This window comes from Ulvibacterium marinum (assembly GCF_003626755.1).
In the GTDB taxonomy this organism is placed as follows: Bacteria; Bacteroidota; Bacteroidia; order Flavobacteriales; family Flavobacteriaceae; genus Ulvibacterium; species Ulvibacterium marinum.
In genome coordinates this window covers 756,650-781,300 of the sequence record NZ_RBCJ01000003.1, presented here as the reverse complement: position 1 = coordinate 781,300, position 24,651 = coordinate 756,650, and the positions used below count along the sequence as shown (strand labels likewise).

Genomic DNA, 24,651 nt, shown 5'->3' with positions numbered 1-24,651 from the left:
TGTTCTTTCGTCTTAGAAACTCGGGTCATCATCTTAATTGCCGTCGGTATTTATTGAAGAATTGCTTTGTGCTTCCTTGGCCTTGATAATAGCCAGCTCACCTTTTGCCTCGGTCACAATTTCTGGAAATTGGGCAAAATTGGCGATTACGCTATCCAAAATATAAGTGGCTTGATAGGCATCATCCAGGGCATAAAAGTTTTTGGCCATAATGATAAGGCCCTTACCTCCCCATTCCTTATAGGCCGCGTAGTCCTTTGCCAATTTTTGTACAGCTGTATTGGAGGTCTCGTGATCGCCGGACTTATTTTTAAAATAAGCATCATAATACAGGGCCTCTGCCGCAGTAGCACCGGAGGCAATTTTCAGTACGTCCTTGTACGCGGATTCGGCTTTTGCCTCATCGCCTGTGGCCATGGCCGAGCGCGCGATCATGATTTGGGCATCACTTTTGATACGATTGTCAATAGTGCCATTGGCCAATACCTTGTCCGCATACTCTAAAGTCTTTGGGTAATTCTTCTGACCGTAGTAGCCCTTCATTAAATTCGACTGTGCAAAAGTTCGGTTTTGCTGAATGTTCGCCACACTTTCCAAGCGTTCCAAGTAGGGAAGTGCCTTATCATAATCCTTTTCCCCGATATAGATCTCGCATACCCGCGTCAGCGCTTGTTCGCCATATTCACTTCCGCCCTTGTCCGCAACAAACACATAATATGGCAAGGCTTTTTCTTTTTCTCCCTTGGCAAAGTAGAGTTGTGCCAGATTAAAATTGGCCTGTGCCGCATGTAGCCCATTGGGAAATTGCTTCACATATTTTTCATAACCTTTGATGGCCGCGTCCTTTTTGCCCTCCAGATTTTGTTTGTTGGCGGATTCAAAAGTAGCGTTGTCCAATTCGGAATCCGTGACCTCTACGAAATCCAGGTTCTCTACCCAAGCCGCATATTCGTCCACGCGACCCATATCCACATAAATCAATTTGGCGGTAGCCACCGCCTGTACGGCTTCCTGTGTATTGGGATAATCCCTAACGACCGACTTGAATTTGCCCAAGGCCTGATCGTTTCGGTTGGCGTTGTAATGTACCAATCCCTGCCGCATCATGGCCTGGGGAACCAAGGAGCTTCCCCGATACTCATTGATGAGCCGATTATAGCTCTGCAGACCTTTTTGCTCTTGACCCGAAGTTATATAGGTATTGCCCAGTTCAAAAAGCGCGTCGTCCTTTAAAGTTGATTTTGGATACCTCTCTACAAAGGAATTAAGTTCTTCTATCTTGGTATTTCCCCGTCCAATAAAACCATAACTCAATGCCTTGTGATAAGCGGCATAATCCTTCTGTGGTCCGGTCAAGGCCAAGGCCTTGTTATAGGTTTCGATTGCCGGCCAGTATTTGCTGGTCACAAAATAACTGTCCCCCAAACGCAAATAGGCATCGTACAGTTTTTGCGTGTCCGAAGGACTAGAGTTCGCATAGGCGTTAAAGCTGGAAATAGTATTCCCGTAATCCTTTAACTTAAAATAAGCATAGCCCAGATTATAGTCCATATCCTTATATTCCTCCGTGAGTTTGGCACTGGGGTTTTGCTTAAATTGTATGTAGCTGGACAAGGCATCATCAAAACGGTTGAGCAGATATAGCGATTCGGCCTTCCAGTAACTGGCCCTTGCCTCATACAAGGCATCCTCGGCACTACCCAACGACTTGTCAAAAGTCTCGGCAGCAGCTCCATAATCTCCATCAATAAAAAGTTCCGTTCCAAGATAGAAGGCTACTTTCTGATAGGTCGCCTTACTCGCAAAACCTCGGTTTTTTTCCAAAAGCTCCATAGCGCCCCTGAAGTTCTTTGAGGAGATATATGAATCTACCAAAAGCTCCTGCATTTCCTTGGTATGCGCATCATTAGGATAAAGTTCCAAGTAATTGGAAATAACTTGTGGAACAGGTTCATAAGCATTCCCAATTTCATAACTCAGCCGGGCATAGTTCAAATAGGCATCTTTCTGGATTTCCGGTGAAAAATCCATTTGGGAAGCATTTCTAAAGGCGTTCAGCGCCTCGGGCTTTTTTTCCAGGTTCAAATAGCATTCGGCCAAATGATAATAGGCGTTTTGGGAAACGCTATTAGTGCCTCCAATAATTTTATTGAATTGTTGAATGGCATTGGCAAAATCACCCTGCTTGTAATAGCAATAGCCTAATAGATAATAGTCCGTATTGCTCCATTTCCCACGCTTGCCCTTATATTCTTCCAAATAGGGAATGGCGTTGGCATATTGGCCTAAATTGAAATAGCCCTCCCCGATTATTTTGTTAAGTTCGGAAACTTCCTTTCGGTTGGATTTGGGCAATTGCTTCTTGGCCAAGGCAATGGCCTCCTCGAACTTGCCCAATTTAAAGTTCATATCCGCCTGATAGTAGGAGAGTTTGTCTTCCAACACCTCTTGATCGGTAATCTCGTCAAAACGCTCGTTGGCCGTTTCATAGTCGTCCTGTTGATAGGAGATGTAGCCCAAATAATATTTGGCCTGGGATGCATAGACCGGAGAATTGGTCACTTTGCTTAAGTAGCGTTCGGCATCCTTGGGCTTTTTAGAGGAAAACAAGGAATAGCCATAGTTAAAGTTGAACTTGTCCATCTCATTTCGAGAAAGTGCACTTTGGTCAACCTTTTTATACCATTTTAGGGCGTAGGGGTACTTTCCTGTTTCAAAATAGTATTCGGCCACATCGGCGAAAGCCGAATTCCGTTTGGTGGAGGTAGGATATTTTTCCACAAAATCCTCCATGAGCCGGTCCGCCCCATATTGGTTTAAGCGTACTGCGGCATTGGCCTCATAATAAGCACTGTTGGCCTTGGTTTCCAAATCTGCAGTGTTGTTCTTTACTTTGGCAAAAATGGTCTGTGCCGCTTGGTACTGCTCATTGTTGTACAAAGCCAAGGCATCTTGATAGTCCTTTTTGTCGTGGGTGTAGATTTTGGTCTCTTGGGCGATTCCCAAACAAAACATCCCCAGAAAAATGGGGAAAAAAGCGGTATTTTTTTTCAACATAGTGTTCTAACTATTTATCGATAACCGGATGTTATATACAGTAACGACAAATATCGTTCCTAAGTATATCCTAACCTTCAAAGAAAAAGATTTTTAAAAACGATGTATTCCTTTTCCATTGGAACTTATTACTTTTATATCAACAAAGGAAGTTGCAAAGAAAGGTTCAAAATACAATTGCGAAATTTGAAGGACTATCCGTTTCATCCAACCCAGATCCAATAACCTATTAACGCAAACAAAATGTCAGAAACGATATTGGAATTGAAAGAGGCTTCCATTTTTCAAAAGGAAAGTCTGATCCTTGCCGAGGTAAACCTGGAAGTGCATAAAGGCGAATTCGTATACCTTATCGGGAAGACAGGAAGTGGAAAAAGTAGTTTTATGAAAACCCTATATGCCGATATTCCACTCCGACAGGGCAATGGAACCATTGTAGGTTATGACCTAAAACTGCTAAAAGAAAAGGACATCCCTTATTTGCGCAGAAAACTAGGCATTGTTTTTCAGGATTTTAAATTGCTACCCGACAGGAATATTAAAAACAACCTACTTTTTGTACTAAAAGCCACCGGCTGGAAAGACCCAATAAAAATGGACAAGCAGATCGAAGAGGTTCTGGACAAGGTTGGCATGAAGACCAAGGGGTTTAAATTTCCGCATGAAATTTCCGGAGGGGAGCAACAACGTATCGCTATTGCCCGGGCCCTACTCAATGATCCGGAACTTATCCTGGCAGACGAACCAACGGGAAACTTGGATCCCCAGACGAGTGTAGAGGTGATGAAGGTATTGCAGGACATCAATAAATCCGGGCGCACAATCCTCATGGCCACCCACGATTATGCCTTGATCCTAAAATTTCCATCAAAGACCCTTAAGTGCGATAGCAACCGTGTTTTTGAAGTGGTACAACGGGCGGTTTAATGCGATTATTTATCGGACCAAACGGCCAATTCATTTCCGGAAGGATCGGCAAAATGAAATCTGCGACCCCCCGGAAAGGAAAAAATCTCCTTTGTGATTTTTCCACCGGCCTTGATAATTCTGTTCTTTATAAGATCGAGATTTCTATGATACAAAACGACTAATACCCCATTTATAATTTCTGTATCCCTTTTTTCAAAGCCTCCCTCAAGTCCACTATCTGAAAAGGCAGTATAGGTTGGGCCGTAATCTTTAAAAGTCCAACCAAAAGAGGCGGTATAGAATCCCTTTATTTCTTCAAGGTCTTTCGCTTTGAATTCAACGTAGTTAATGTGACTATCCTTTATATCCATTCCCACTCGATTTTTATACTATTTAGTGATTATTCATTTATACCATAGAGGGTTCTGCGCTAATTTTCAAGTTCTTCATCTTTAAGATGCAATAAAATTAGTGTTAAAACCATAAACGTTACGATTCTTTCGGCACTACCCAATCCATTCCAAACAGAACTTTGCCACATGGCGAACCATTCCCCGCCAATTACCTCAAAACCGAAAAACCAAATGATTATTCCAACAATAAGTCCCGCAATTGACCATTTCTTGGCTGCGTGAAAAGTTGTGGCATCACTTTTTAGGTTTTTAAAGAGAATCCAACTTCCTTTTAAACAACAGAATGCCATTATTGCCTCTAGGATAATAAGCAAAATGTACCCGGCATGTATCAGTATGGGGTTATTTATATCTCGATATTGAATATTGCTTTCAGGGAAAATAGTATCCATTTTAAGGACATGTTCCACAAAATAGTAGTTGGTGTAATAATCGGTCGTATTTCCAATTACGATGATAAAAGCCATCATACCTATCGCAAATATTGAAACAACTTTTGCGATTCTGAGTAATAGGGCAGTTGAATACATTTTCAATTTATTTAGTCGATTTCCTCCTTTTGAACCACTTCCACTATGGTTCAAGAAAGGCCCAAATACTCTCAAATATCGATGCCAATTCTTCCGAGGAAAAATTACCATGTTTTTTACCAGGGACCTTAATCAGGCGATTTTTAATTTTTTCAACGTCCAAGCGCTTGTGCAAGGCAATGGATTGCTCTATTTCCACATTTACATCGGCGTCTCCATGAATGCTTAGTATGGGTGGGGTATGTTGTGAGACATAGTTTATGGGCGAAGTTAAGTCATAATACATTTCCAAATCGCCCTCCCATTTATCGGAAATCATTTTGTTATAGGACGAGTCGTTCCAAAATTTGATTGCTTGCGGTATATCGGTAATACCGTACCAATTGATTATTCCGGCTATATTTCGATCTTTCGGATTGGACAGGACATTTTTTCTTGTGCTTTGGTCCATCATACCAGTTAACAAGGCCAGGTGTCCTCCAGCTGATTCTCCGGATAAATACAAACGGTCAGGATCAAACTTGTATTTCAGCGAATTTTCCAAAACCCAATTTATGGCATCATTACAATCATCCAAACAACCCATAAGATTGGTCTTATCCAATAACCTATAATCAACGTTTACCACACACCAACCCCTTTCCAAGTAAGGTAGCAGGCCTAAAAATCTTGAGGTCCTTTCCTCCTCTACCCAACCACCACCATGAAAATATATCAATGTTGGTTTTAATTGTTCCGATAGAACATCCCAAGGTTCTTCCCCAAGTTTTAGAACGGGAATGTGTATATCCAGTTCAAGAGTTAAGGAATCAATTGTTTTGTAAGCAATATTGGGGAGGGTAGAAATGTTCTCATGAATTTTATACATACCCTTCATTTGGTGGTTTTTTCTTTCATTACAGGATAACAAAATAAGGAAAGATAAAATTATAGATCCCTTAAAATACCTCATGTTAGCTAGTTGTAAGGTTTATTTTTAATCGATTCCAATGATTCAAGCCTGAAGCATTTTATACCATCCGTATTTGCTTGTAATGGTTCGATTACCTCTCCGGCAATCCGAGAATCTTTGGTTAGGCCCAAGTTAACTTTTTGTATTGAATTTCTGCCTATATCTTGCTCCACAGAACGGACAAAAGAAGATTGTTGGAGAATGGAAATACCTTTAAAACGGATTTTTAACAAAATATTCCAAGTTTCAGGATAATATTCTTTTTCTGCCTTTTGCAAAGTCAATTCAATGCATGAATTGATATTTAAAGCACCAAAGCGTAATTCTAAGAGCAGATACTACTTGTATGGCATTTTGAGGTTTTTGAAGAGTACTTGCCTTAGAAAGGCGGAGTCAAAACGCAGCTTCACCAAATCGTCCTCAACTCCCATTCTATAGGGCCTCCTGAGGTGTTAAACTCTTCTTAAACCTGTAAGATTATCGGCTTTTGTACGTCTCATTGTATGTGTAAAAAGGGACGCCTATTGCGCCCATCACACCAAATTAAAGAAGTAAAACAATGAAACATACAAAGAAACAACGCAAGGAGAACAACACAGTTGCAGACAGGTTATTGACCCGTCACGAAAGCTGGAGAAATCACCGTAGGCATACCACATTGGCGCTAATACGGTTTTCTTAAGAATTGTTACTCTAAAAGGGGGCTCTCGCCCCCTTTTTTTATGGTTATCATTGTTGGTTTCGGTTTTTATTCCACGGTCGGTCGGGTAAAGGTAACCAAGTCAATTCCAATACCATTGGGGTCAACAACCGCAAAGTGCCGATCCCCCCAAGGTTCATCCCTTAACGCTATGGCTATGTGCACTCCTTTATCCTTGATCTTTTTGTAGAGTTCATCTACGTCCTCCACCTCAATAGTCAGGTACATGCCTTTTCCATTGAAGGCACTTTGAAATAGAGGTTGTTGGGTAGGATGGTTGGGTTTCAAAAAACTTAGTTCCGCCTGTTTGTTCGGGGTATGTAAAAGCAGATAAAATTCATTTTCAAAAGTTACCCCAAAGTTGAGATTATTGGTATAAAAATCCTTTGTTTCGGCCAATTTCTCGGTAATTACTCCTGCGTTTAGTTTCATAGTATGATCATTTTTGTGTTGTGTTTGGGAAAATCCGATGCTTACGGCTCCCACAAACAGTAAAGTGATTAGGGTTTTCATGCGTTCTATTTTTTGTTTGGAACAAATGTATCGGAGAGGTTTGGGGTACCATTGTAAAAATCGGACATATTAACGAAATGCCCTGGTAGGCGTTACGCCGTAGAAATTCTTGAAATCCTTTATGAAATGTGATTGGTCATAGAAGCCCACATCATAGAACAACTTGTTTTGGGTAAGGTTTTGTTGGGAAGGTTTGGCATTAAGAATATTTTGAAAACGCACCACTTTGCTAAAGGTCTTGGGCGTTGTGCCGATATAGTGATTAAATATCCGTCTTAATTGCCTTGGACTTATCCCTATATCCAATTCCGATTCCGTTTCAATAGTGCCCCAATTTTTTAAAATAAGATGCAATGCCTTGTACAATCGATAATCCTTGTCAAATTCTGCAGCGCTAAAAACGTTGCCTATAATCCGGTCCAGATGGATTGCAACCAAATTCAAATCCATGTTAGGGGAAATGCTTTCCGTTAGGCGTTTGGCAATTTTTGGTAGTACTAGTTCCAGATTTTCAGCTTTATCACTCAATTCCCAAGCGTTGACCTCAAACAATTGTGGCACCATAGAGGGAAAAAATCGAATGCCCACATAATCAAAGGTGTTCTCCAGGGGAAATTCCGTGTATTTTTTACAAAAACCCATGATGAAACTTTCGGAAATATTTTGATTGTTGAAAAAAATATCGATACAACCATCCGCCACCACCCGGTAATTGAATTGATGGGCAAGTGGCTCCAGAGTCTTTAGCTGCCAATAACAATAGATAACGTTCCGCAAAGTGGGATCGGGTAAAATCTCGCGATAGGAAACAATTTTAAACGAAGGGAGAATAGTGGGCTGTACCGGCCTGTACAGTTTTTTTATGGATTCAAACTCTTTCACCGCCGGCTTCATTTTCAAAAGATACTTAATCCCATGTTTACTGATTCTGATTGATTTTTATATCCATATTGCATCCCAGGAAGGATACCTATTTAATATGCATTTTTCTTAAACCGTTCAAATTTGCCTTCAGGACCCTCTCCACATCCTTTTCGGCTACATGCCCGAGTATACCGAAATCCCCTGTATATCCTTTTTCCAACAATAGTTGGATCATTTCTTTTTCGTAATTCCCCTCCCCTATGGTGAGAATTTTAGGCCCTTCCTTTCTAAGGCCACTCAGGTTTACATACCATAGGTAAGGCAGCATGGTGTCTACCATCTCCGGGAACGCATCTATTTGGTGGTGTGCATGATGGAAGTTATAGACCAGACCCAAATCCTCATTCGGCAAGGCCTTGATGATCTGAATCTGATTCTTTGGCTCCCCAAACCAATCACCGTGATTGTACAGACCTATCTTACAGCCCAAAGCGGCTGCCCTTTTACTCAAGAAAGCTATCATTTCCGCTCCTTTTGCTACAGCTGCAGTATCGGATAGATCTTCAAAAAAATTGGCGGCGAAACTTACCCAAATTTGTCCTGTATAACCAACTTCCTCGACAACTTCAAAAACCTTTTCGTTGGAGTCGCTTAAATTTCCCAAAGCGTCCCCATGCCCATCTATCCACATCCAAACCGATATGACCGTAACACCCTGCTTTTTGGCCCATTGTAATTCTTTTGCCATCTGGGAAAGATGTTCCTGCCGCCAATCATAGGCATATTTTGTAATCCCCATCTTTTTGAGCATGGCTATTCTGGCCTGTGGAGATCGCTCCAAACTATCATACGGAACAATACACCAAGCATAAATGTTATCCATACCGATGTCTTGTGCCATTACTTCGTTTTTGTAAAAAACAACCAGTAAAACTAGGAGTAGCAGTGTTGGCCCTTTCAACTTTAACGTATTTTCATTTACTTGGTTTAAAAAGTCCGATTCCGGAAAATATAAAACCTATGGCCAAAATCAAAGCCGATATCATATTAACTTCGGGAAAGGCAAAATTAACCGCATAGTCGGCAGCTACTCCTGCCAATAGCGCAAAAATAGATGCTGTCAACAAAGCCCAATAGACCCAAACTATTCTGTTGGTCAACCCTTTCCAAATAGCAATTAGAATCAATGCATTCAAAGCTGCTACGGATAAATTGGCAAAAAGGCCGATAGAATCCACGGTAGCCAGCATTTTAGGGCTCATGGATTGGATATCCCCTGCATTTAGTATGGCGTATAATCCGGGTGGATGCTTGTCCAGAAAAAGAATACTTACCACCACATATAGTGATGGGAAAAAATTTAGACTACTCCAAATACTAAGAACTATTGAACCTATTTTTAATGAATTCATTATTATTATTTACAGTGTACTTATTCTTTTTCCTTTAACCAATCGGACATGGCATGGAGAAAACCTTCACATCTTTTAAAAGGTAAATCGCTATCTTGAATCTCATAAAAGCCTCCTGTTTTGCATTCGAATAGATTATGGTTACAATCAGGAAACGATTTAATGGTCAAGTCTGTATGGGGTGCCAGTGTCCTTTCGTATAAAGCTTTGGTTTTTTGCCAATCCACATTCATATCATTTTCCCCGAACAAGGCCAAAACTGGACAGTCTATACGAGATAGGATGGAATCAAAATCCTTAACATATACCTGTAACCCAGTCTCTTCATCAAGTTTTTCCTCCATAAAAGTGGGTTGGTATGCATAATACCCCTCTTCCGTAATTCCTCCTTGGGTAAATCTTAGCCAAAAGGGATTTTTCCCAAGGTTGGGTGTAGCATCTTGGTAGGCTTTAAAACTTCCCCCTGAATGACTGATCCTAACGCTCTCTAGCCACTCACCTACGATTACATCTACAGAATCTTTAGGCAGTCCATTAATGCGTAGGTTCTCTTGGAGTAGATATTTGAAGTTTTCCTTCCCATCCACCCCACTTACCGAAATCCAAAATGCAATGTCCCTGTACTGGTTGATCACTATTGGATTTATCCACCCGGCCCTACTAATACCCCATAAACCAATTTTATCCGAACCGGGTGTTTGCTTCTTTTTTAAGCTATGGATGGCCGCTATTACCTCCAAAGCACTATTTTGCACAGATTGATTGTAATTGAAAGTTCCACCACTTTTGCCACACCCCATTTTATCCCACATATAGGTGGCATAACCCGACCTTCCAATCGTTTCCCGTACATCGGAATACCATTCCTGGGCAACGGCGTTAGTTCTTCCGGAACCATGGACGATAAGTACAATTCCTTTGGAGTCGATGTTTTCAGGAGTATTTAGCACACCATTTAATGTGACTCCCTCAAATTCAAAATCCAGGATTTCCTTTTTGATCTGGGCCTTTGAGACAAGTCCAACTAGAAATAGCAATAATAGGGTAGTAATTCGCTTCATTTTTATCTCTAAATGTGACGCAACGGCCCCCTAAACATTATAGACCGAACTTTTCCAAATTTGTTACAAGCCGGAAAATCGCACCGTATTCCGCAAGTCGCTATTGTCTATGCATCGTACCGGGCGTGGTTTTTTTGTATATCCATTCTATTATAAAACATAGGGCAACAATTGATATAGCAACTATCACCCCTGTTTTATTGGTTGAAAATTGCTGACTTATAAGAATTATAAGAGCTATTGTACACAGCAGAAATCCCAAAAGTGGAATGATTTTATTTCCTTTAACCTCAGCGTGTAACTTAAATCCAACATAATTTACAATCGCAAAAATCAATAGAAAACCGATACTTCCCGCTGTTGAAATACTTTCAAGATTCAAGAGATTTGCAACGATTAAAGTGGCAACCGCTGTTATCATTAACCCAATAGGTTGATTCCACAATTTACTGGTCAGATGATGGGGCAACTCATCATCTTTGGCTATCTCATAGCTTACTCTGCTACCTCCTAAAAGCGAGGCGTTAATAGCCGAAAATGTTGATATTAATGCAGCAATCGTAATAATGGTAAATCCGACTTTTCCAAGCATTGGTTTTGCCGCTTCGGCCAACACATAATCTTGTGCTGTGGCTATTTCCTTAAATGGTAGGGAACCAACTGTTACCCACGCAATGACTATATATAGTAAAATGACAAATATTACAGAGTAGTAGTAGGCCTTGGGGATGTTATTTTTTGGATTTTCAATATCGGGTGCTGCATTTGCTATTAATTCAAATCCTTCATATGCCACGAAAATTACCATCCCTCCTGTCAGTAATTTTACAGGCGCTTCCCAATTTGAAATGGAAAGTTGAGAAAGATTTGGATTTCCAATCAGGCCGTAAATTCCGATTAGCACAAACGAAAGTAGTATCACAAGTTTTATTACAACAGCGTAGGACTCGATTTTACCGACGACCTTAATGCTGTAATAATTGATTGCCGTTGCTAAAATGATAATCAGACTTGAATAAATGTGGAAATCGGTTAATGTATTGATGATGGAAAATAGATTGGGTGCATACGAACCAAAAGCCGAAGCGTATAAGGAAAGCATAATGATATAGCTTACCCATAAAAGGTTATTTACTCCTCCGCTAAATATGGTTCTTCCAAAACCTTGATTGATAAATTTTACCGTTCCGCCGCGGTCAGGGTAAGTCAAAGAGAGTTTTACATAGCTATAAGATGTAATTAGGGCCAAAATTCCAGCGAATAAAAAGGCAATTGGCGTTCCTCCTTGAGCTAGCGAAACCGCCAACCCCAATACAGCAAAGATTCCTCCACCTACCATTCCTCCGATTCCGATAGACATGGTTTCTTTCAATCCTATTTTATTATTCACTTGTGCCTATTTATTATACCCAACGTAGGGAGATAGACCATCTAATCTATATCTTCTGTATGGGTAATACGAATGTAGCATTTTTTAAATCCGTTTTGGTATTTCCATAAACGACTCGTCCTATAGCCTATGCAAGCATTTGAATTCGAAAAAAGAAAATTATTGTATATAACTGATATATCAATTATATTTGTATCAATGAAAAATATGGATTCTTCACCCCGGTTGGAAAGCGTGCTTTTTTACGTGATGGAAAAAACCATTAAATCCTACCGGCAATTTGCCCAACGTAATCTGAACACCTTGAACCAGGACCTGACCATAGACCAATGGTTAATCTTAAAAACCCTACATGATAATCCCAAGTTGACACAGCGGGAAATCGCGGAGCGGGTGTTCAAAGATCACGCCTCCATTACCCGGATGATCGACCTTCTGGTAACTAAGGGTTTTATTGAAAGATTCCCGCATCCGGACGATCGTCGCCGATACACCTTGGAACTCACCGCGATGGGAAAAAAGGCACAGCAGGAATCTATACCGATTATCATGCAAAACAGGGCTACCGCCCTTGAAGGTCTTAATGCCGATGAAGTAGCTTCGCTACGAAATCTATTACAACGCATCACCGAAAATTGTCAAAATACAAATCAAAAATCGAAACAATCATGAAACAAATCCGAACCCTCCTTCTCCCATTCCTTGTTGGAATGGTCCTGGCCTGTCCGGCCCAAAACGACAACAGCGGCATATCCGCCCAAGAAAAAAAGCAGGTCATCGATTCCATTTCAACAATTTTGGAGTCCAGTTACGTTTTTCCGGAAGTAGCCCTTAAAATGACCGATTTTCTCAAAATCCAGCTTCAAGACAACAAATATGACGGGATTAAGGACGCCCAAGAATTCGCCCAGAAGCTTACCGAGGATATCCAGTCCGTCAGTAAGGATCTCCACCTAAGGGTACGATTTGATCCGGAAGGTATTGCCCGAAGACGAAACGCCGAACTCTCGGCAGTGGACAGCATTGCCCTCGCGGAACGCCGTCTACGTAACAACAGACGCTCCAACTACGGGTTTCGGGAAGCAAAGATTCTGGACGGAAACATCGGGTATTTGAACCTTACCGGTTTTTTTGGTGTGAGCGAGGAGGCTGGTGCGGCAGCGGCGGCAACCATGAATTTCTTGAGCAATACGGATGCCCTGATCATTGACCTTCGCCGGAACGGGGGTGGGAGCCCGGCCATGATCCAGCTGATCACCAGTTATTTGTACGGGCCGGAACCGGTTCATCTGAACAATTTTTACAATAGGGCCGACGATGAGCAGACGCAAACCTGGACCTTACCTTACGTACCCGGAAAACGCAGACCGGACGTACCGGTTTACGTACTTACCAGTAGCAGTACGTTCTCCGCGGCCGAGGAGTTTAGCTATAACCTTCGCAACCTGGAACGGGCCACCTTGATCGGGGAGGTTACCGGAGGTGGCGCACATCCCGGGGGAACACAAATTGCTACGGAACGTTTTGCCATTTTTGTCCCGGACGGCAGGGCCATTAACCCCATTACCGAGACCAATTGGGAAGGTACCGGAGTAGAGCCCCACATCAAGGTATCGGCCAAAGATGCCCTTGAAACGGCCAAGCTAAAGGCCTTGGAGATGCTATTAAAAAAGAATGAGGGAAAAGAGGGCGCTTTTTTCCTCAAATGGGCCATGGAAGGTATTCAATCCCAAATGGAACCTGTTACCGTGGATCAAAAGATTTTGAAATCCTATGCCGGCGATTATGGTCCCAGGAAGATTTATTACAAAGAGGGTGCACTCTACTACCAAAGGGAGGGAAACACGGAGTACCGACTTATCCCCATGTCCCAAAATAAGTTTCGGATAGCGGAAGTTCCTGCATTTCGTATTGAAATGTTGAAGGAAAATGGAAAAGTAACGGGACTAAAGGGGCTCTATGACAGCGGAAGAACCGATCAGAATGCAAGGATGGGAAAATAAAGGCCACTTTGCAATATGCCCTGCATGGATGTTGGATCGGAAACTTGGACATTTGTTACAAATAGTAAAAACACCTGAAGCTGAAGCTTCAGGTGTTTTGGTTTTAAAGGTACCGGTATTATTTTGTACGTAACTTTTTCCAATTGGTATCCGCTTTTGTTACCAGTTCCTCATGGTTCCCGGCCAACCATAACTGCTGTGCATCTACCTCCAAATCATAAAGGAACAAATAGTACTTTCCGTCTTTTGCTACAAATTTATTGGGATCTATTCTAAACTTTGCCCCGACGGAAACCCCAAAAGCACAATACCCCCCATATTCTGGCAAATACTTTTCAGGATTTGCTTCAAAGGATTTTTTTTGTTCCATACTGGTGAAGTAATATTTTATACCGTTATGGGTAACCTGATATTCCTTTAATCCCTTTTGGGCAATGCCCAGATCTAGATAGGATACCGGACTATACCCGTGTAGGGCTATTTTACTGTCATCCGTATTAATTGCGGTTTTAAGGTTTTGTGCTAAACCAAATGATGAAATGAATAGCATAGCTACTAGTATTGATAATGATTTCATGATTATTATTTTAAATTTTAATAGTATTAATGAATTGTTTTGATTGTATAAACATGTATATCCGTAATTGTGCCAGTATTTAAATTTTATAATCGAAATTCACGCTTTTTGTCCCCTTGAGCGCAGTCGAAAGGTCGGCAATTACATCTCGACTGCGCTCGATGTGACAGGAAAATCAACTACTGGTACGATTACTTGGAATCAATTATGAATGTATCGCCATTTCCGGTTTATGTAAACTGACTACGGCCAAGACCGCGGCACCGTTTATCCAATAGAAATAGGCGTCCAAACCTTCAAACGAAAACGCGAAAGGAGCTATTACAAATACGGCTCCCACCAGGGCATCGACAATTAAATGTCCTTTATAGGAAACTATGCGATATATACCGAACTGATGATCGGTTAAGACTGTAAGAATAAAGGCTGCAATCCCTGTAATCACAGAGAGTTGCAAGGCCAAAGGATTGGAATCTCCCAGCTCCAGTACAAAGGGTAAAACAATAAGTGCCACAGCTACTGGATAATCCAGATAGGCATGCATTTTTTTGGTTACGAATCCCATAATTTTAAGCTTTAAAGTATTGTTCTTCCACGATCTGCCCGTTTTCCCAAACCGTGCGGAGTATCTCGTGCCATAAAACTTTGCTTCCGTCTTTCATGTCAAAGTCAAAGGTGAACTCTGCAAAAGAAATATCCCCATGTAATGACGCATTGTGTAGCGTAATACCGTTTACTTTGTTTATGGCATCCGCAAAACCCTGCATCTTGGCCAGCATTTCTGATTTCCCAACGGTTACCGTACCATCAAAATCATGGGTCTTGGCATCCGAGGCAAAATACTTTTCCGTCGCTTTTACGATTTGCCCTTTTTTTACCATCTCGTTCTTTGCCGAGAAGATTTCATTTAATGATTGTTCCATTTTTTATGTTTTTGAATTGTGTGTCAATATTGACAGGGTAAAAGTCCGGCAATTCAAAAGCAATAAAAATGAAGCAGATCAAGAAAAAAGGTTGATGTAGTTCAACTTTTTTTCCGCGTTCTCTTATTGCGTATTCTCGATAAAAACTCCGTGGTCATGCCTAGGTAGGAAGCCAGGGCATACTGTGGAACACGTTGGACGAAATTTGGAAAGTTCAATAAAAAATTCTCGTAGCGTGCTTCTGCGGAATGCGTTAGATCAAAAAGAATTCTTCGATGTTCAAAGGCAAGCCCCTTTTCGGCCATTATCCTAAAAAAAGTCTCAAATTTATGATTCGCCTTTTTCAGTGCCTGCTCTTTGTTAAATGCGAGCTGAAGAATGGTACTGTCCTCCAACGCCACAACAAAAAGGGTTGCGGGATGTTGGTATATGTAACTGTTGAAATCCGAAACCCACCAGTTTTCAATGGCAAATTGAAGGGTATGTTCCTGTCCGTTATCTGCTACGGCATACGTCCTAAAGGCACCTTTTACTACAAAGGTCCGGTATTGGTTTATAAAGTTGGGCTGAACAATGAATTGTCGTTTTTTGACCTTGACCTCCTCAAAGCTGGACAAGAATTGTTCCATTTCCTCATTGCTCAAAACAACAAAGCTTTGTATATATGTTCTAAGTTGGTCTTTGCTCATTGGTCCTTAGTGTATAAAGCCTTGCGCCATTGCGGGCAAAGGTTAGTAAATGAAATGCAGCCTGCCCAAAGGCGGCTAAGATTCCGTACACATTGTTGCCACCTGTTACTTTTTATCATACGGTTTCAAGTTCAAATATTTTTTCCGATTGCTTTCTGCCCATGTGTTTTGGTGCCATTTTGATAACTTGATTTCTTAAGCCTGTGGCTATCGGGTTTTTCCAATGGGCCATTTTTCCAATTTGCCAACTTGTATTCACAACCTTTTTAACCTTAGGGGTTCTCAGTTTTTGAAAAGTCGAAAATGCCGTTTCGATTGTAAATTTATCTAAACATTCTCCCAGTATGTACGCATCTTCAATCGCCTGACAAGCCCCTTGTCCCATATTCGGCGTTGTTGCGTGGGCTGCGTCACCAAGAAGGCAGACATTCCCCTTAAACCAGCTTTTTATCGATTTTAGGTCCTCAATGGTTGCAGTATGAATAGTTTCGGTAGGGGTCTGATGTATTATGTTCTTGATTACTTCGTTGTAGTTCGAGAAATAGTTGGATAACCTTTCAATTGAATACGCGTTGTTTTGTTTATTAAATGATTTCAAAGCGTACCAGTACACTTTGCCCGGAGCAATTTGAACAAACCCAAACCTGTCACCATTACCCCAGGCTTCATTGAGTTCTTTTTGAAATTTTTGGGGTAGGGAAATATTGACCATGCCACGCCAACAAATTTGATGGGCCGTTCGGATTTTCGTGTTCGGGAACACCTGTTTTCTAACCGTTGAGTTAAGTCCATCGGCCCCCAATGTAATTCTAGAGGTTATTTCTTCTCCATTTTCAAATCGCAAAAGGTTCTTGTTGTCGTAGGTTTCTATTTCGGCAAGTTTATACCCTAAATTCAAGGTGTTGGGTTGCATGTGCTCCGTTAGTATCCTTTGCAGGGTTGCCCGGTGGATAGCTACGTTTTGGCAGTTGTACCTGGTTTCAAAATGTTTCAGGTCGGCACTTGATAATACAGTCAAATCCTTGGTTGTGATATTCACTAAGGATATTGGATTTCCAAATTTTTCGATTTGAGGCTTAAGTCCCATTTTTTGATAAACTTGCATGGCATTGTTTGCCAATAGTATTCCTGCGCCAACGGGTTTTAATTCGTCCGTTTGCTCATAAATCCGAACTTTCACTCCTTTTTGTTGAAGCGCTATGGCGGTTGTCAATCCACCTATTCCGGCTCCAATAATATCTATGTTCATTATGTTTGCTCTAATTGATGGTAACATAGGAATAAATATCATTACTTGTACCACTATTTTATGCAATGATGATTACCCTCTAAAAATTGACCCATTTTGGCCAGGATATCGACGCCTATTTCAGCAGGTTACCCCTAAACCCCTATCACAAGCTTATACCCTACCCCTCGGATGTTTACAATCTTCACCTTTGGATCGGCTTGGAATTTCTTGCGCAATTTCGATATGAAAACATCCAGCGTCCGGCCTACATAATCGCCCTGGTCACCCCAGACCTTGTTTAGGATTACCTCTCGTGCAACATTGGTGTTGGCCGCTTTGTACAATAAAAGCAGTAGATCTGCTTCTTTGCCCGTTAACTCCGTTCGTTGATCTCCCAATACGAGTTCCGTATTCCGTTTGTCGAACCGGTATTCCCCCAAGGAGATTACATTCGGATCCACCCTGGAATTACGTCTTCTCCTCCACAGAAAAACAAAGACCCCAAGCAGGAGAACGAATAGTACCGATAGTGTAGAATACAGCACTGCACCTGGTCCGGACAACCATTCGTTGGAAGGTGCTGGGGTAACGTCTTGCGATGTCACTAGGGGTTTACCGGAATCCAGCAAGGTGAAGAAGAGCTGATAGCAGGCTTTGGGTAACCTTCTGGCCTTGCAGGGAATCAGGTCCTTGTGTTCCAAAAGGTTCATTTCGTAACTATAGACCACCTCACCCGTTTCGCACTGCTCCACCTCCACGATAAAATGCCTAGACATACGGGTTTCGTGGACCACTTCATTAATTGTAGTGACCAGTTCTTCCGGGGAGAATTCAAATTCAGAATCGAATAGAATGCTATAGCGACCATCCTCTTCCTTTTGGATCGGTAATACCCGGGAGATACTATCCCCCGAACTGAGCATTACCTGATGTCCGATCATTCGCAATGCTACTTCCAAATGCCTTTCGTCCTGCATAAATTGGGCGTTGCTCTTTGAAACAAATAGCAATAGGCATATAAAAATTTTAAACGGTCTTGGGTTCATGCTACAAAACTATTTATATCTGTAAAAGTTTAAGTTCTTTTACACAAAATTTACATCATTTTACAGTTGATTTACCTGTTGAAGCGACTGTCCCCGTTAGATTTGATAGCAATTAATCTTTAAATCAATTCTGATATGAAAAAGAACAGTATCATTTTTTGTCTGGCACTTGCCGCTTTTGGGGTACAGGCCTTTGGTTTTATGGAGGGGAACGATTCCGAGACGGATCGGGTAGCCACATCGGTTACCGAGGCCAATGCCATCAACAAGCCGGTAAGCGGGAAAATTAATGCGAGTAGCTTTTGCAATGCTACAGGCCCAGCGTGGGAAACCAGCCAATTGGGGCCATACCTTCCCGTTGACCTTATAAAGGAAGCGACATATGAAGGCGGAATGGAGGCTCTTATGAAATACCTAGAAGAAAATAGTAAGGAAGCTCGGGCCGGGCAGGAAATGGACAAACTACAACCTTTTAAGTTGGTGTTTACCGTGACCAAAAAGGGGACCGTGGAGAATGTTAAACTGGATGGCACTTCGGGTTACTTTGCCATAGATTATAGAATGATCGACCTCATCCTAGAAGCGCCTGGAAAATGGCAACCGGCCGAAAACTCCAAAGGCGAAAAAGTGGATCAGGAACAGGTGGTTGCGTTGGGACCTACGGGTTGTTAAACGTACCGATACCTCTTAGGATTATAGGCTTTTTTACCGAAGTAAAGAAGCCTTTTTAAGTTGATAATTCCTTTTGATCCTGAAATGAGACTGCATATCATATCGCTTATTTTTCATTCCCAGTAGTCGGGAATCTTTTGTTTATATAAATCGGGTCTTGTGCTAAAGCGCTAAAATTTAGGATGACCAATATAAGGATGACCCGATTGTGTTGTATTGTAGGTTTTCATGGTTCGCTTTGGTATAGTAAGCCTGCTTACTCTTTTTTAGTCCCTAATAAGTATAAAATAACACTTGGCCCTGATTTCACTCTATCTATTTCCCAGTTGTAATGCTCCGTTCCGTTCAAATCTTTAACAAGTCCATTCATTTCCTTGACCGAATACGTCCTCAATGAAGAAACCACACCGTCCCAAAGCACAAATAAGGGTACAATGGGAATAAGATAGGTGAAAATAATCCGTCCGAATTTAAATGGCCTTATAAAGGGTGTGGTAAGTAAAACGCTTATGGGTGAAAACAACATGGCCAAAATGCTGGGCAAACTTCTTTCCTGTCCTTCAAATATGGCTATCGGACTGTTCGTATTGATGGCGTTCTGAAGAATTCGTTTGGCATCGTTTGGTTTAAAATGGTGCAATGATAGGAATTGGGTTCGCAATCCTATGAAATCTTCGGGTATGTCCCTTGCATCAACCGGAGTTTTCACATAGTCAAAATTATCTGCCTTTTCCTTTGTTAATCGGAAAGCAGGTATGTTCGGATAGAAGTCGGTCAACAGTATTTTAAGGCCTGGTACGTCTTTCTTCAATTCCGAGTTCAACCAAACAAGTCCACCCCCACCACCGGACCCAAGGTCTATTATTTGGTTGCTTCCGCTTTTTTGAAGTCCTTTCTTGATGACTGGAATAATTGGTTTGTACATTTTTGTTGCGTTCGACAGAAACTGCAAAAAGTCCGTGCCGTAATTTCTTAAAAATGCTGGAAACCACTTTTGATCTTCAAATTCAAATAGTTGCAATCTTCCCATTTCTTTTGCTATTTTATGCTGAATATTGTACAATAATCTAGATTAGTTCAAATGAACTATTCTTTGCGAAGATATTAATTAGTTCAAATGAACCAAACATCTACCAAAGAAAAAATCATCGCTATGTCCCTTGACCTGTTCAATCGAAGTGGGGTGGAGAACATCACGACCCGCCATATTGCGAAGGAACTCGGTATCAGTCAGGGCAACTTGCATTATCATTATCCGAATAAGGACAAACTGCTTGAAACGCTATTTAGTGACATGCTCACTGCATTGAAGAGCGCAGAGCGAATCATTGAGGATAAGCCTTTAGATCCGCAACAGATGCTCCTATCCATGACGGATAACTTTAAAATCATGTATTCGTATCGCCTATTCTTTCAACAAAATGATGTGATCTGGAGAAGGCTACCGGAAATTAAGGAGGTCATGACGCTGTTGTTCCAGACCAAGCAGTCCGAAATTCTGGCCCTTATAGAGTTATACAAAAAGGAAGGAAAGTTCAGGGAAGAAATCAGTGCCAGACAGGTTGAATTTCTGGCGGAACAATTTATCTTCAACATACAATCCTGGTTAAATGTCAAGGACTATAACCCGGATAAGGTATCGTTTGCGTACTATGCCAAGCTCCTTTTTAGATTATGGCTACCCTACCTGCATCCTACTGAAATGAAAACCTGGGAAAAGCTGTTGGATTGATCAAGATGAAATGGATGAATGTATGGTGTCCAGATTCTTTTGGCCGCAGGTGCTAATATAGATCACAACCCATTATCCCATCCTTTCGCATGTAGCATTTAAGATCGTTAACCCCGGCCGATACACTTGCATTTTGGGAGACAGGTACTGTTATTGACTACGATTTTTTTAAATATTGGTCGGGTCTTGCCGTCCTAGTATAGTCATTATTTCAACAGTATCATTCTGAATTCTGTAGTAAATACTATCCGCTCCACATACACAGCGTCGATATCCTTTTTTGACAAAATCGACGGATTCAAAAGAAAATGGGCGTTGTGCAATGAGGTCAAAATATTCGAAGAAAGTTTCAAAGTATGCATCCGCTTGGGCCATTCCAAACTTATGGATACCATAGTGATGAATTCGGATCAAGTCTTTTTTAGCTTGGTTGCTCAACCGGTAGCTAGCCATTAAAGGAAGATTTAGATTGTGCTAGGATGTCCTGTTTGCTGTCCGTCGTAAATCCACTTTCTTCGGCTTTCTTCAGCTTAGCCCTAATCCAATCAATTTCAATTTGTTGATTTCTGGCCTGCCTTATCAAATCATTAACAAGTTCACTTTTACTGGAGTATTCTTTGCTATCTACTTGAGACTTTAACCATTGATCATTGGGTTCCGTTAGGGATATACTTTGTCGCGCCATATGGTATCTTTTGGTGTAAAAATACACCAAAATCGCATCAAAAGCAAATGAGTAGTATTGTAGCCTACAATGGTATATGATCAATGATTAGATATCCCGTCCTAACGACTGTTGTATTTTTCGGGCGAATACCCCGCCGTCACACCTACATTTTGTGTAACGGTTACCCTTGTTCTACAACGTTTTTATTCCTTCGCTTCGTACGGAATATAATTTTGCCATTTCCATGGTGTGTAAGTATCGCCAATAGTTATTTCCAATAGTTCCTTGAATATGCTTTCTGCATTGTCACTGTTTGAAATCATGACGACACCGGTCCCTGTTTCAGGAAATACAATCGTATAATGTTGAAAACGGTTACCATGCCCTTCTTTGAAAGCTCCAAATCCAAATGGTGTTTGCAACAAGCCCCAGCCCAATCCATAGTTTAATTGAATAGGGTCATTTTCATCTGACTCTTGAAGAGACCCAGGTCCAAATTGTGCCTTAGTACGAATGCTGAAATTCGGTTTGAACAAGTGTTGGGTAACCTTTGAATTCTCATGGTACAATTTAATAACATGTTGAACGAATATTGAGTAATCGATTAAATTGGTTTCCAAAGAATGAGCGGCAGCGGTTATTTCTCTTTTGTCCTTTTTACGAACATACTGTTTTGGTGAGTGCCCGTTGCAATATTTATTTTCAAAGCGCTCTTGCCATACATAACTTGTATTATTCATTTGAAGGGGTTTAAAGATTAAATCTTGCGCCAATTCTTCAAGTTTCTTTCCCGTTATATGTTCGATAACATATTGCAAAAGCATCATCCCCTCTCCAGAATAAAAATACTGTGTTCCAGGTTTCGAGTAAATTTTAAGTGTCCTTTTATTGTCAGGATCATCTGGTCTGGGTATCGATCTCCAATTTTGAAAGCCACTGGTATGTGAAAGGCACATTCTTGCTGTAATACTTTCGTAACGTTTGTCATTCTTCAAATCCTGAAACCCATACCGTCTGGTTTCCGAATTCAACTTGTATAAAGGGAAATCCAAGTATGTTTGAAGTGGTTTATCCAAGTCGATGACTTCTTCACTTGTTAAAACCGAAATCAGGTATCCAAAAACCGCCTTGCTCAAGGAAGCACCATAGAATGAGTGATTTATTTGGAGTGTGGTCTCTCGGTCATAATTAGCATAACCGAAGGCATTTCTATAGATAATCTGATTTTCATTGAGTATGGAGATAGCGAGACCGGTTACTTTCGCTTCCTTCATAAGCGATTGAATTCTGGCTTCAAGGTTAACGACGCTAATTTCAGTACTGTCGATTCTACGGATTATGGGTCGTGTGGAGTCCTTAAGTACCATAATGTCATGTACGAGTTTTTCCTTTATGAATCTTTCTGATTCCTCTTTTGATGTACATGATATTACGATAATACTGAGAACTAAAAAGCTTTTAGCATGAAATTTTCTAATCATTATCTAATTGCTTACCACAATTGCATATGATCATTTATCATATATCCCTATTATCTTATCCTCACGAATGTAACATTTTTTCAGTCGATTACCCCAGCCGGTACATCTACATTTTGGGCGATGGTTACCATGGTTGGCAGTAGTTTTTTATTTATAATACTCATAATGATATTCCTCTTCTCGCATCAAATTTCCATTTCCATCTTTAGCTACCACTTTCATTAAAAGTCCATTTGAATATTCGTAAGCAGTGTTGCTTAGAATAGTACCTGTTTTATCTGTTTTCCTGGTCTTTAAAATCTGACCAATTCTATTTCTTTTGTATTGAAAAATGATTGAATCTAAATTTTGATAGACAAATTCACCATTTTTATATTTATACTTTAGTTTATTATCAGCCGTATATCCAAATATCACTTTTCCTTTCTTTTTGTAATAGGATTCTATTTCGTTCTCTAGGTTAGTTACTTTGCTAATTCGATTGTTTTTGTAAAAATAGTTTTGGCATTCTTCCAATATAAATTCAGTTGAGTTTGAACTCTTATAATAATCTCGACTTTTGATAAGTCTATTATCGGAATCATACTCATATTCGGTAAGTTCTTGGTCATCTTCGTCTAGCCAAGTCCATTCAGTTCGAGTAGTTTGATGTTGTTCATTATACTTGTAGTTGACTTCCCAAGCCGCAGTTGAGTCATCGTAAAATTCTTTTTCCCAGACAATATCTCCGTTTCTAGCAAAGTTTTGAATTAACTCAATGTACTTTTCTTTTATATCTCCGATTTTATCAAAGTCTTTTCGCAAAACTTTTAATGATTTTACTTTATTATTTTTAAAAATTTCGTGATACGAATTATCCAAATCGTAGAAATCCTTTTCTTGTCCAAAAGACAAAACTGAAATTAATAGAAGTAATATGAATCCCAGTATTCGGTTCATTAAATTGTTGCCGATGGCCTTGTCTATGATTTTGTCCTGAAACTCGGGATGGATTATAGCTATTGTTGTGGTGTCGCTTTTTCCTGTCATTTTGTATTGTCACTAATCCATACTCTTGGACAACATCGTTTATTATCAGTCTGCAACTCTTTTGAAAGTTTGTCTTTGTCCCAGTCAATTTCCTTGTAGCTCGTATTCTCGTAAAGTAGGTTGTATGCCGAACCGTGCATTCCAATTTTCTTTAGGTAATCGAAGTCCTGTCGGGCTTGTTCTTCAGTCGGGTTTTGTCTAACCCTCTCCATGTACACCAAGTTGTAAAGTGTATCGTTGACCAAATCGTTATTGTATTCAACAGGTTTGTCCTTAAGAAGGATTTCGGCTAGTTCTTGTAGTATTTTAAAAACAACCTGGTCATTATTCTCTTTTTTTCTGCGCTGCCAAAACTCTCGATAATACTTCGCTTCGATGATATCAAGAGGGTAAGTGATGACCAAACTATCAATGATGTGGTTTAGTGGTCGCTTTACATAACTCCAAAGCAAGCAGGGATTTGACGTTAAGTCGTAGTCGGATATAAGTTTCTTATAGCCAATTTTTTTGAATGTCTCATGGAGCATTTCCAAGTTATTGGGCTTTCTCAGCCATGTCTCGTAGGTGTAGCCTCGATATTTGTGGTCAGCATAAGTTATTTCGTAAGGGTCAAAGAAACTTAACTTATTCTCAATGAAATACCTTGACGGGTGGTTGTCAGATTTTTTTTTATCTGAAACACAACCGCTTGTCATCAGAACGAGAATGATTAGAACGATGGAAGATAATCTCATTTTTGAATGCGCCATAACAATTGTATATGATCATTGATCATATATCCTATCCTTACGAATGTAGTA

Annotated in this window: 29 protein-coding genes; 6 read left to right on the top strand and 23 right to left on the bottom strand. The window is 40.6% G+C overall.

All coding sequences use genetic code 11. The features are described from left to right. Window positions 1-33 precede the first annotated feature (33 nt). Window positions 34-3,057: a tetratricopeptide repeat protein gene (locus tag D7Z94_RS16490; RefSeq protein WP_120712673.1), complete on the bottom strand. Its 3,024-nt coding sequence runs from the start codon at window positions 3,055-3,057 to the stop codon at window positions 34-36. Between the two features lie 243 nt (window positions 3,058-3,300). Here D7Z94_RS16490 and D7Z94_RS16485 point away from each other — a divergent pair, with 243 nt between their 5' ends. Next, complete coding sequence (locus D7Z94_RS16485; RefSeq protein WP_120712672.1) at window positions 3,301-3,984, top strand: cell division ATP-binding protein FtsE; 684 nt, start codon at window positions 3,301-3,303, stop codon at window positions 3,982-3,984. 5 nt (window positions 3,985-3,989) lie between these two features. Here D7Z94_RS16485 and D7Z94_RS16480 read toward each other — a convergent pair whose 3' ends face one another. The 4 genes from D7Z94_RS16480 to D7Z94_RS16465 all read right to left on the bottom strand — a co-directional run bounded on the left by D7Z94_RS16480 (window position 3,990) and on the right by D7Z94_RS16465 (window position 6,145). Next, window positions 3,990-4,337 carry a VOC family protein gene (locus D7Z94_RS16480; RefSeq protein WP_120712671.1) on the bottom strand — a complete coding sequence of 116 codons (348 nt, stop codon included), beginning with the start codon at window positions 4,335-4,337 and terminating at the stop codon, window positions 3,990-3,992. Between the two features lie 59 nt (window positions 4,338-4,396). Then, the gene (locus D7Z94_RS16475; protein ID WP_120713179.1) at window positions 4,397-4,909 is read right to left on the bottom strand and encodes a DUF2165 family protein; all 513 of its coding nucleotides are present in this window, start codon (window positions 4,907-4,909) and stop codon (window positions 4,397-4,399) included. 43 nt (window positions 4,910-4,952) lie between these two features. Continuing rightward, a complete protein-coding gene (locus D7Z94_RS16470; protein ID WP_158594663.1) occupies window positions 4,953-5,777 on the bottom strand; it encodes an alpha/beta hydrolase in 825 nt (274 codons plus the stop codon). 89 nt (window positions 5,778-5,866) lie between these two features. Then, complete coding sequence (locus D7Z94_RS16465) at window positions 5,867-6,145, bottom strand: hypothetical protein (protein WP_120712669.1); 279 nt, start codon at window positions 6,143-6,145, stop codon at window positions 5,867-5,869. Between the two features lie 275 nt (window positions 6,146-6,420). Between D7Z94_RS16465 and D7Z94_RS26095 the strand changes: the two genes are divergently transcribed. Next, on the top strand, window positions 6,421-6,543 hold the full coding sequence (locus D7Z94_RS26095) for a hypothetical protein (protein WP_262696934.1): 123 nt from the start codon (window positions 6,421-6,423) through the stop codon (window positions 6,541-6,543). 66 nt (window positions 6,544-6,609) lie between these two features. Here D7Z94_RS26095 and D7Z94_RS16460 read toward each other — a convergent pair whose 3' ends face one another. From D7Z94_RS16460 to D7Z94_RS16435, 6 genes are all read right to left on the bottom strand, one after another. Continuing rightward, a complete protein-coding gene (locus tag D7Z94_RS16460) occupies window positions 6,610-6,993 on the bottom strand; it encodes a VOC family protein (protein ID WP_120713178.1) in 384 nt (127 codons plus the stop codon). 150 nt (window positions 6,994-7,143) lie between these two features. After that, a complete protein-coding gene (locus D7Z94_RS16455) occupies window positions 7,144-7,956 on the bottom strand; it encodes an AraC family transcriptional regulator (RefSeq protein ID WP_245967230.1) in 813 nt (270 codons plus the stop codon). 88 nt (window positions 7,957-8,044) lie between these two features. Beyond that, window positions 8,045-8,839: a sugar phosphate isomerase/epimerase family protein gene (locus D7Z94_RS16450; RefSeq protein ID WP_147415917.1), complete on the bottom strand. Its 795-nt coding sequence runs from the start codon at window positions 8,837-8,839 to the stop codon at window positions 8,045-8,047. Window positions 8,840-8,912: 73 nt separating this feature from the next. Then, window positions 8,913-9,350, bottom strand: coding sequence for a hypothetical protein (locus D7Z94_RS16445; protein WP_147415916.1), 438 nt, complete (start codon window positions 9,348-9,350; stop codon window positions 8,913-8,915). 20 nt (window positions 9,351-9,370) lie between these two features. Then, window positions 9,371-10,411 (bottom strand): alpha/beta hydrolase family protein, encoded by a 1,041-nt coding sequence (locus D7Z94_RS16440; RefSeq protein ID WP_120712665.1) that lies wholly within the window; start codon window positions 10,409-10,411, stop codon window positions 9,371-9,373. Between the two features lie 100 nt (window positions 10,412-10,511). Then, entirely contained in the window at window positions 10,512-11,801 is a 1,290-nt protein-coding gene (locus D7Z94_RS16435; protein WP_120712664.1) for an APC family permease, read from the bottom strand. A gap of 198 nt (window positions 11,802-11,999) precedes the next feature. On the opposite strand from D7Z94_RS16435, the gene D7Z94_RS16430 reads away from it, so the two are divergent. Together D7Z94_RS16430 and D7Z94_RS16425 are read left to right on the top strand one after the other, a co-directional pair. Then, entirely contained in the window at window positions 12,000-12,473 is a 474-nt protein-coding gene (locus D7Z94_RS16430; protein WP_158594662.1) for a MarR family winged helix-turn-helix transcriptional regulator, read from the top strand. Further along, window positions 12,470-13,804: a S41 family peptidase gene (locus D7Z94_RS16425; RefSeq protein ID WP_120712662.1), complete on the top strand. Its 1,335-nt coding sequence runs from the start codon at window positions 12,470-12,472 to the stop codon at window positions 13,802-13,804. Before D7Z94_RS16430 ends, D7Z94_RS16425 begins: the two co-directional genes overlap by 4 nt. 118 nt (window positions 13,805-13,922) lie before the next feature. On the opposite strand, the gene D7Z94_RS16420 is transcribed toward D7Z94_RS16425, so the two are convergent. The 6 genes from D7Z94_RS16420 to D7Z94_RS16395 form a co-directional block, all read right to left on the bottom strand. Further along, the gene (locus D7Z94_RS16420; RefSeq protein ID WP_245967229.1) at window positions 13,923-14,381 is read right to left on the bottom strand and encodes a YHS domain-containing (seleno)protein; all 459 of its coding nucleotides are present in this window, start codon (window positions 14,379-14,381) and stop codon (window positions 13,923-13,925) included. A gap of 205 nt (window positions 14,382-14,586) precedes the next feature. Next, window positions 14,587-14,946 (bottom strand): SPW repeat domain-containing protein, encoded by a 360-nt coding sequence (locus D7Z94_RS16415; RefSeq protein WP_120712660.1) that lies wholly within the window; start codon window positions 14,944-14,946, stop codon window positions 14,587-14,589. 4 nt (window positions 14,947-14,950) lie between these two features. Continuing rightward, entirely contained in the window at window positions 14,951-15,304 is a 354-nt protein-coding gene (locus D7Z94_RS16410; protein ID WP_120712659.1) for a SnoaL-like domain-containing protein, read from the bottom strand. A gap of 101 nt (window positions 15,305-15,405) precedes the next feature. Further along, complete coding sequence (locus D7Z94_RS16405) at window positions 15,406-15,993, bottom strand: Crp/Fnr family transcriptional regulator (protein WP_120712658.1); 588 nt, start codon at window positions 15,991-15,993, stop codon at window positions 15,406-15,408. A gap of 115 nt (window positions 15,994-16,108) precedes the next feature. Beyond that, window positions 16,109-17,242 carry an FAD-dependent monooxygenase gene (locus D7Z94_RS16400; RefSeq protein ID WP_120712657.1) on the bottom strand — a complete coding sequence of 378 codons (1,134 nt, stop codon included), beginning with the start codon at window positions 17,240-17,242 and terminating at the stop codon, window positions 16,109-16,111. A gap of 134 nt (window positions 17,243-17,376) precedes the next feature. Next, complete coding sequence (locus tag D7Z94_RS16395; protein ID WP_245967228.1) at window positions 17,377-18,201, bottom strand: winged helix-turn-helix domain-containing protein; 825 nt, start codon at window positions 18,199-18,201, stop codon at window positions 17,377-17,379. Window positions 18,202-18,405: 204 nt separating this feature from the next. Here D7Z94_RS16395 and D7Z94_RS16390 point away from each other — a divergent pair, with 204 nt between their 5' ends. Further along, complete coding sequence (locus D7Z94_RS16390; RefSeq protein WP_120712656.1) at window positions 18,406-18,942, top strand: energy transducer TonB; 537 nt, start codon at window positions 18,406-18,408, stop codon at window positions 18,940-18,942. Between the two features lie 256 nt (window positions 18,943-19,198). Here the strand turns inward: D7Z94_RS16390 and D7Z94_RS16385 are convergent, their stop codons facing one another. Beyond that, window positions 19,199-19,972 (bottom strand): hypothetical protein, encoded by a 774-nt coding sequence (locus D7Z94_RS16385; protein WP_120713176.1) that lies wholly within the window; start codon window positions 19,970-19,972, stop codon window positions 19,199-19,201. Window positions 19,973-20,059: 87 nt separating this feature from the next. Here D7Z94_RS16385 and D7Z94_RS16380 point away from each other — a divergent pair, with 87 nt between their 5' ends. Then, window positions 20,060-20,674: a TetR/AcrR family transcriptional regulator gene (locus D7Z94_RS16380; RefSeq protein ID WP_120712655.1), complete on the top strand. Its 615-nt coding sequence runs from the start codon at window positions 20,060-20,062 to the stop codon at window positions 20,672-20,674. A 168-nt stretch (window positions 20,675-20,842) separates the two neighbouring features. Here D7Z94_RS16380 and D7Z94_RS16375 read toward each other — a convergent pair whose 3' ends face one another. The 5 genes from D7Z94_RS16375 to D7Z94_RS16355 form a co-directional block, all read right to left on the bottom strand. Further along, a complete protein-coding gene (locus D7Z94_RS16375; RefSeq protein WP_120712654.1) occupies window positions 20,843-21,127 on the bottom strand; it encodes a type II toxin-antitoxin system RelE/ParE family toxin in 285 nt (94 codons plus the stop codon). After that, complete coding sequence (locus D7Z94_RS16370) at window positions 21,120-21,359, bottom strand: ribbon-helix-helix domain-containing protein (protein ID WP_120712653.1); 240 nt, start codon at window positions 21,357-21,359, stop codon at window positions 21,120-21,122. Before D7Z94_RS16370 ends, D7Z94_RS16375 begins: the two co-directional genes overlap by 8 nt. A gap of 185 nt (window positions 21,360-21,544) precedes the next feature. Next, entirely contained in the window at window positions 21,545-22,822 is a 1,278-nt protein-coding gene (locus D7Z94_RS16365) for a serine hydrolase domain-containing protein (protein ID WP_120712652.1), read from the bottom strand. A 147-nt stretch (window positions 22,823-22,969) separates the two neighbouring features. After that, window positions 22,970-23,851 (bottom strand): hypothetical protein, encoded by an 882-nt coding sequence (locus tag D7Z94_RS16360; protein WP_120712651.1) that lies wholly within the window; start codon window positions 23,849-23,851, stop codon window positions 22,970-22,972. Further along, window positions 23,848-24,585: a hypothetical protein gene (locus D7Z94_RS16355; RefSeq protein ID WP_120712650.1), complete on the bottom strand. Its 738-nt coding sequence runs from the start codon at window positions 24,583-24,585 to the stop codon at window positions 23,848-23,850. Before D7Z94_RS16355 ends, D7Z94_RS16360 begins: the two co-directional genes overlap by 4 nt. Window positions 24,586-24,651 lie beyond the last annotated feature (66 nt).

Coding starts and splice junctions, on each gene's coding strand:
- D7Z94_RS16490 (WP_120712673.1), bottom strand. CDS start 3,057: ATGTTGAAAAAAAATACCGCTTTTTTCCCCATTTTTCTGGGGATGTTT.
- D7Z94_RS16485 (WP_120712672.1), top strand. CDS start 3,301: ATGTCAGAAACGATATTGGAATTGAAAGAGGCTTCCATTTTTCAAAAG.
- D7Z94_RS16480 (WP_120712671.1), bottom strand. CDS start 4,337: ATGGATATAAAGGATAGTCACATTAACTACGTTGAATTCAAAGCGAAA.
- D7Z94_RS16475 (WP_120713179.1), bottom strand. CDS start 4,909: ATGTATTCAACTGCCCTATTACTCAGAATCGCAAAAGTTGTTTCAATA.
- D7Z94_RS16470 (WP_158594663.1), bottom strand. CDS start 5,777: ATGTATAAAATTCATGAGAACATTTCTACCCTCCCCAATATTGCTTAC.
- D7Z94_RS26095 (WP_262696934.1), top strand. CDS start 6,421: ATGAAACATACAAAGAAACAACGCAAGGAGAACAACACAGTTGCAGAC.
- D7Z94_RS16460 (WP_120713178.1), bottom strand. CDS start 6,993: ATGAAACTAAACGCAGGAGTAATTACCGAGAAATTGGCCGAAACAAAG.
- D7Z94_RS16450 (WP_147415917.1), bottom strand. CDS start 8,839: ATGGCACAAGACATCGGTATGGATAACATTTATGCTTGGTGTATTGTT.
- D7Z94_RS16445 (WP_147415916.1), bottom strand. CDS start 9,350: ATGAATTCATTAAAAATAGGTTCAATAGTTCTTAGTATTTGGAGTAGT.
- D7Z94_RS16440 (WP_120712665.1), bottom strand. CDS start 10,411: ATGAAGCGAATTACTACCCTATTATTGCTATTTCTAGTTGGACTTGTC.
- D7Z94_RS16430 (WP_158594662.1), top strand. CDS start 12,000: ATGAAAAATATGGATTCTTCACCCCGGTTGGAAAGCGTGCTTTTTTAC.
- D7Z94_RS16425 (WP_120712662.1), top strand. CDS start 12,470: ATGAAACAAATCCGAACCCTCCTTCTCCCATTCCTTGTTGGAATGGTC.
- D7Z94_RS16420 (WP_245967229.1), bottom strand. CDS start 14,381: ATGAAATCATTATCAATACTAGTAGCTATGCTATTCATTTCATCATTT.
- D7Z94_RS16415 (WP_120712660.1), bottom strand. CDS start 14,946: ATGGGATTCGTAACCAAAAAAATGCATGCCTATCTGGATTATCCAGTA.
- D7Z94_RS16410 (WP_120712659.1), bottom strand. CDS start 15,304: ATGGAACAATCATTAAATGAAATCTTCTCGGCAAAGAACGAGATGGTA.
- D7Z94_RS16405 (WP_120712658.1), bottom strand. CDS start 15,993: ATGAGCAAAGACCAACTTAGAACATATATACAAAGCTTTGTTGTTTTG.
- D7Z94_RS16400 (WP_120712657.1), bottom strand. CDS start 17,242: ATGAACATAGATATTATTGGAGCCGGAATAGGTGGATTGACAACCGCC.
- D7Z94_RS16395 (WP_245967228.1), bottom strand. CDS start 18,201: ATGCAGGACGAAAGGCATTTGGAAGTAGCATTGCGAATGATCGGACAT.
- D7Z94_RS16390 (WP_120712656.1), top strand. CDS start 18,406: ATGAAAAAGAACAGTATCATTTTTTGTCTGGCACTTGCCGCTTTTGGG.
- D7Z94_RS16385 (WP_120713176.1), bottom strand. CDS start 19,972: ATGGGAAGATTGCAACTATTTGAATTTGAAGATCAAAAGTGGTTTCCA.
- D7Z94_RS16380 (WP_120712655.1), top strand. CDS start 20,060: ATGAACCAAACATCTACCAAAGAAAAAATCATCGCTATGTCCCTTGAC.
- D7Z94_RS16375 (WP_120712654.1), bottom strand. CDS start 21,127: ATGGCTAGCTACCGGTTGAGCAACCAAGCTAAAAAAGACTTGATCCGA.
- D7Z94_RS16370 (WP_120712653.1), bottom strand. CDS start 21,359: ATGGCGCGACAAAGTATATCCCTAACGGAACCCAATGATCAATGGTTA.
- D7Z94_RS16365 (WP_120712652.1), bottom strand. CDS start 22,822: ATGATTAGAAAATTTCATGCTAAAAGCTTTTTAGTTCTCAGTATTATC.
- D7Z94_RS16360 (WP_120712651.1), bottom strand. CDS start 23,851: ATGACAGGAAAAAGCGACACCACAACAATAGCTATAATCCATCCCGAG.
- D7Z94_RS16355 (WP_120712650.1), bottom strand. CDS start 24,585: ATGAGATTATCTTCCATCGTTCTAATCATTCTCGTTCTGATGACAAGC.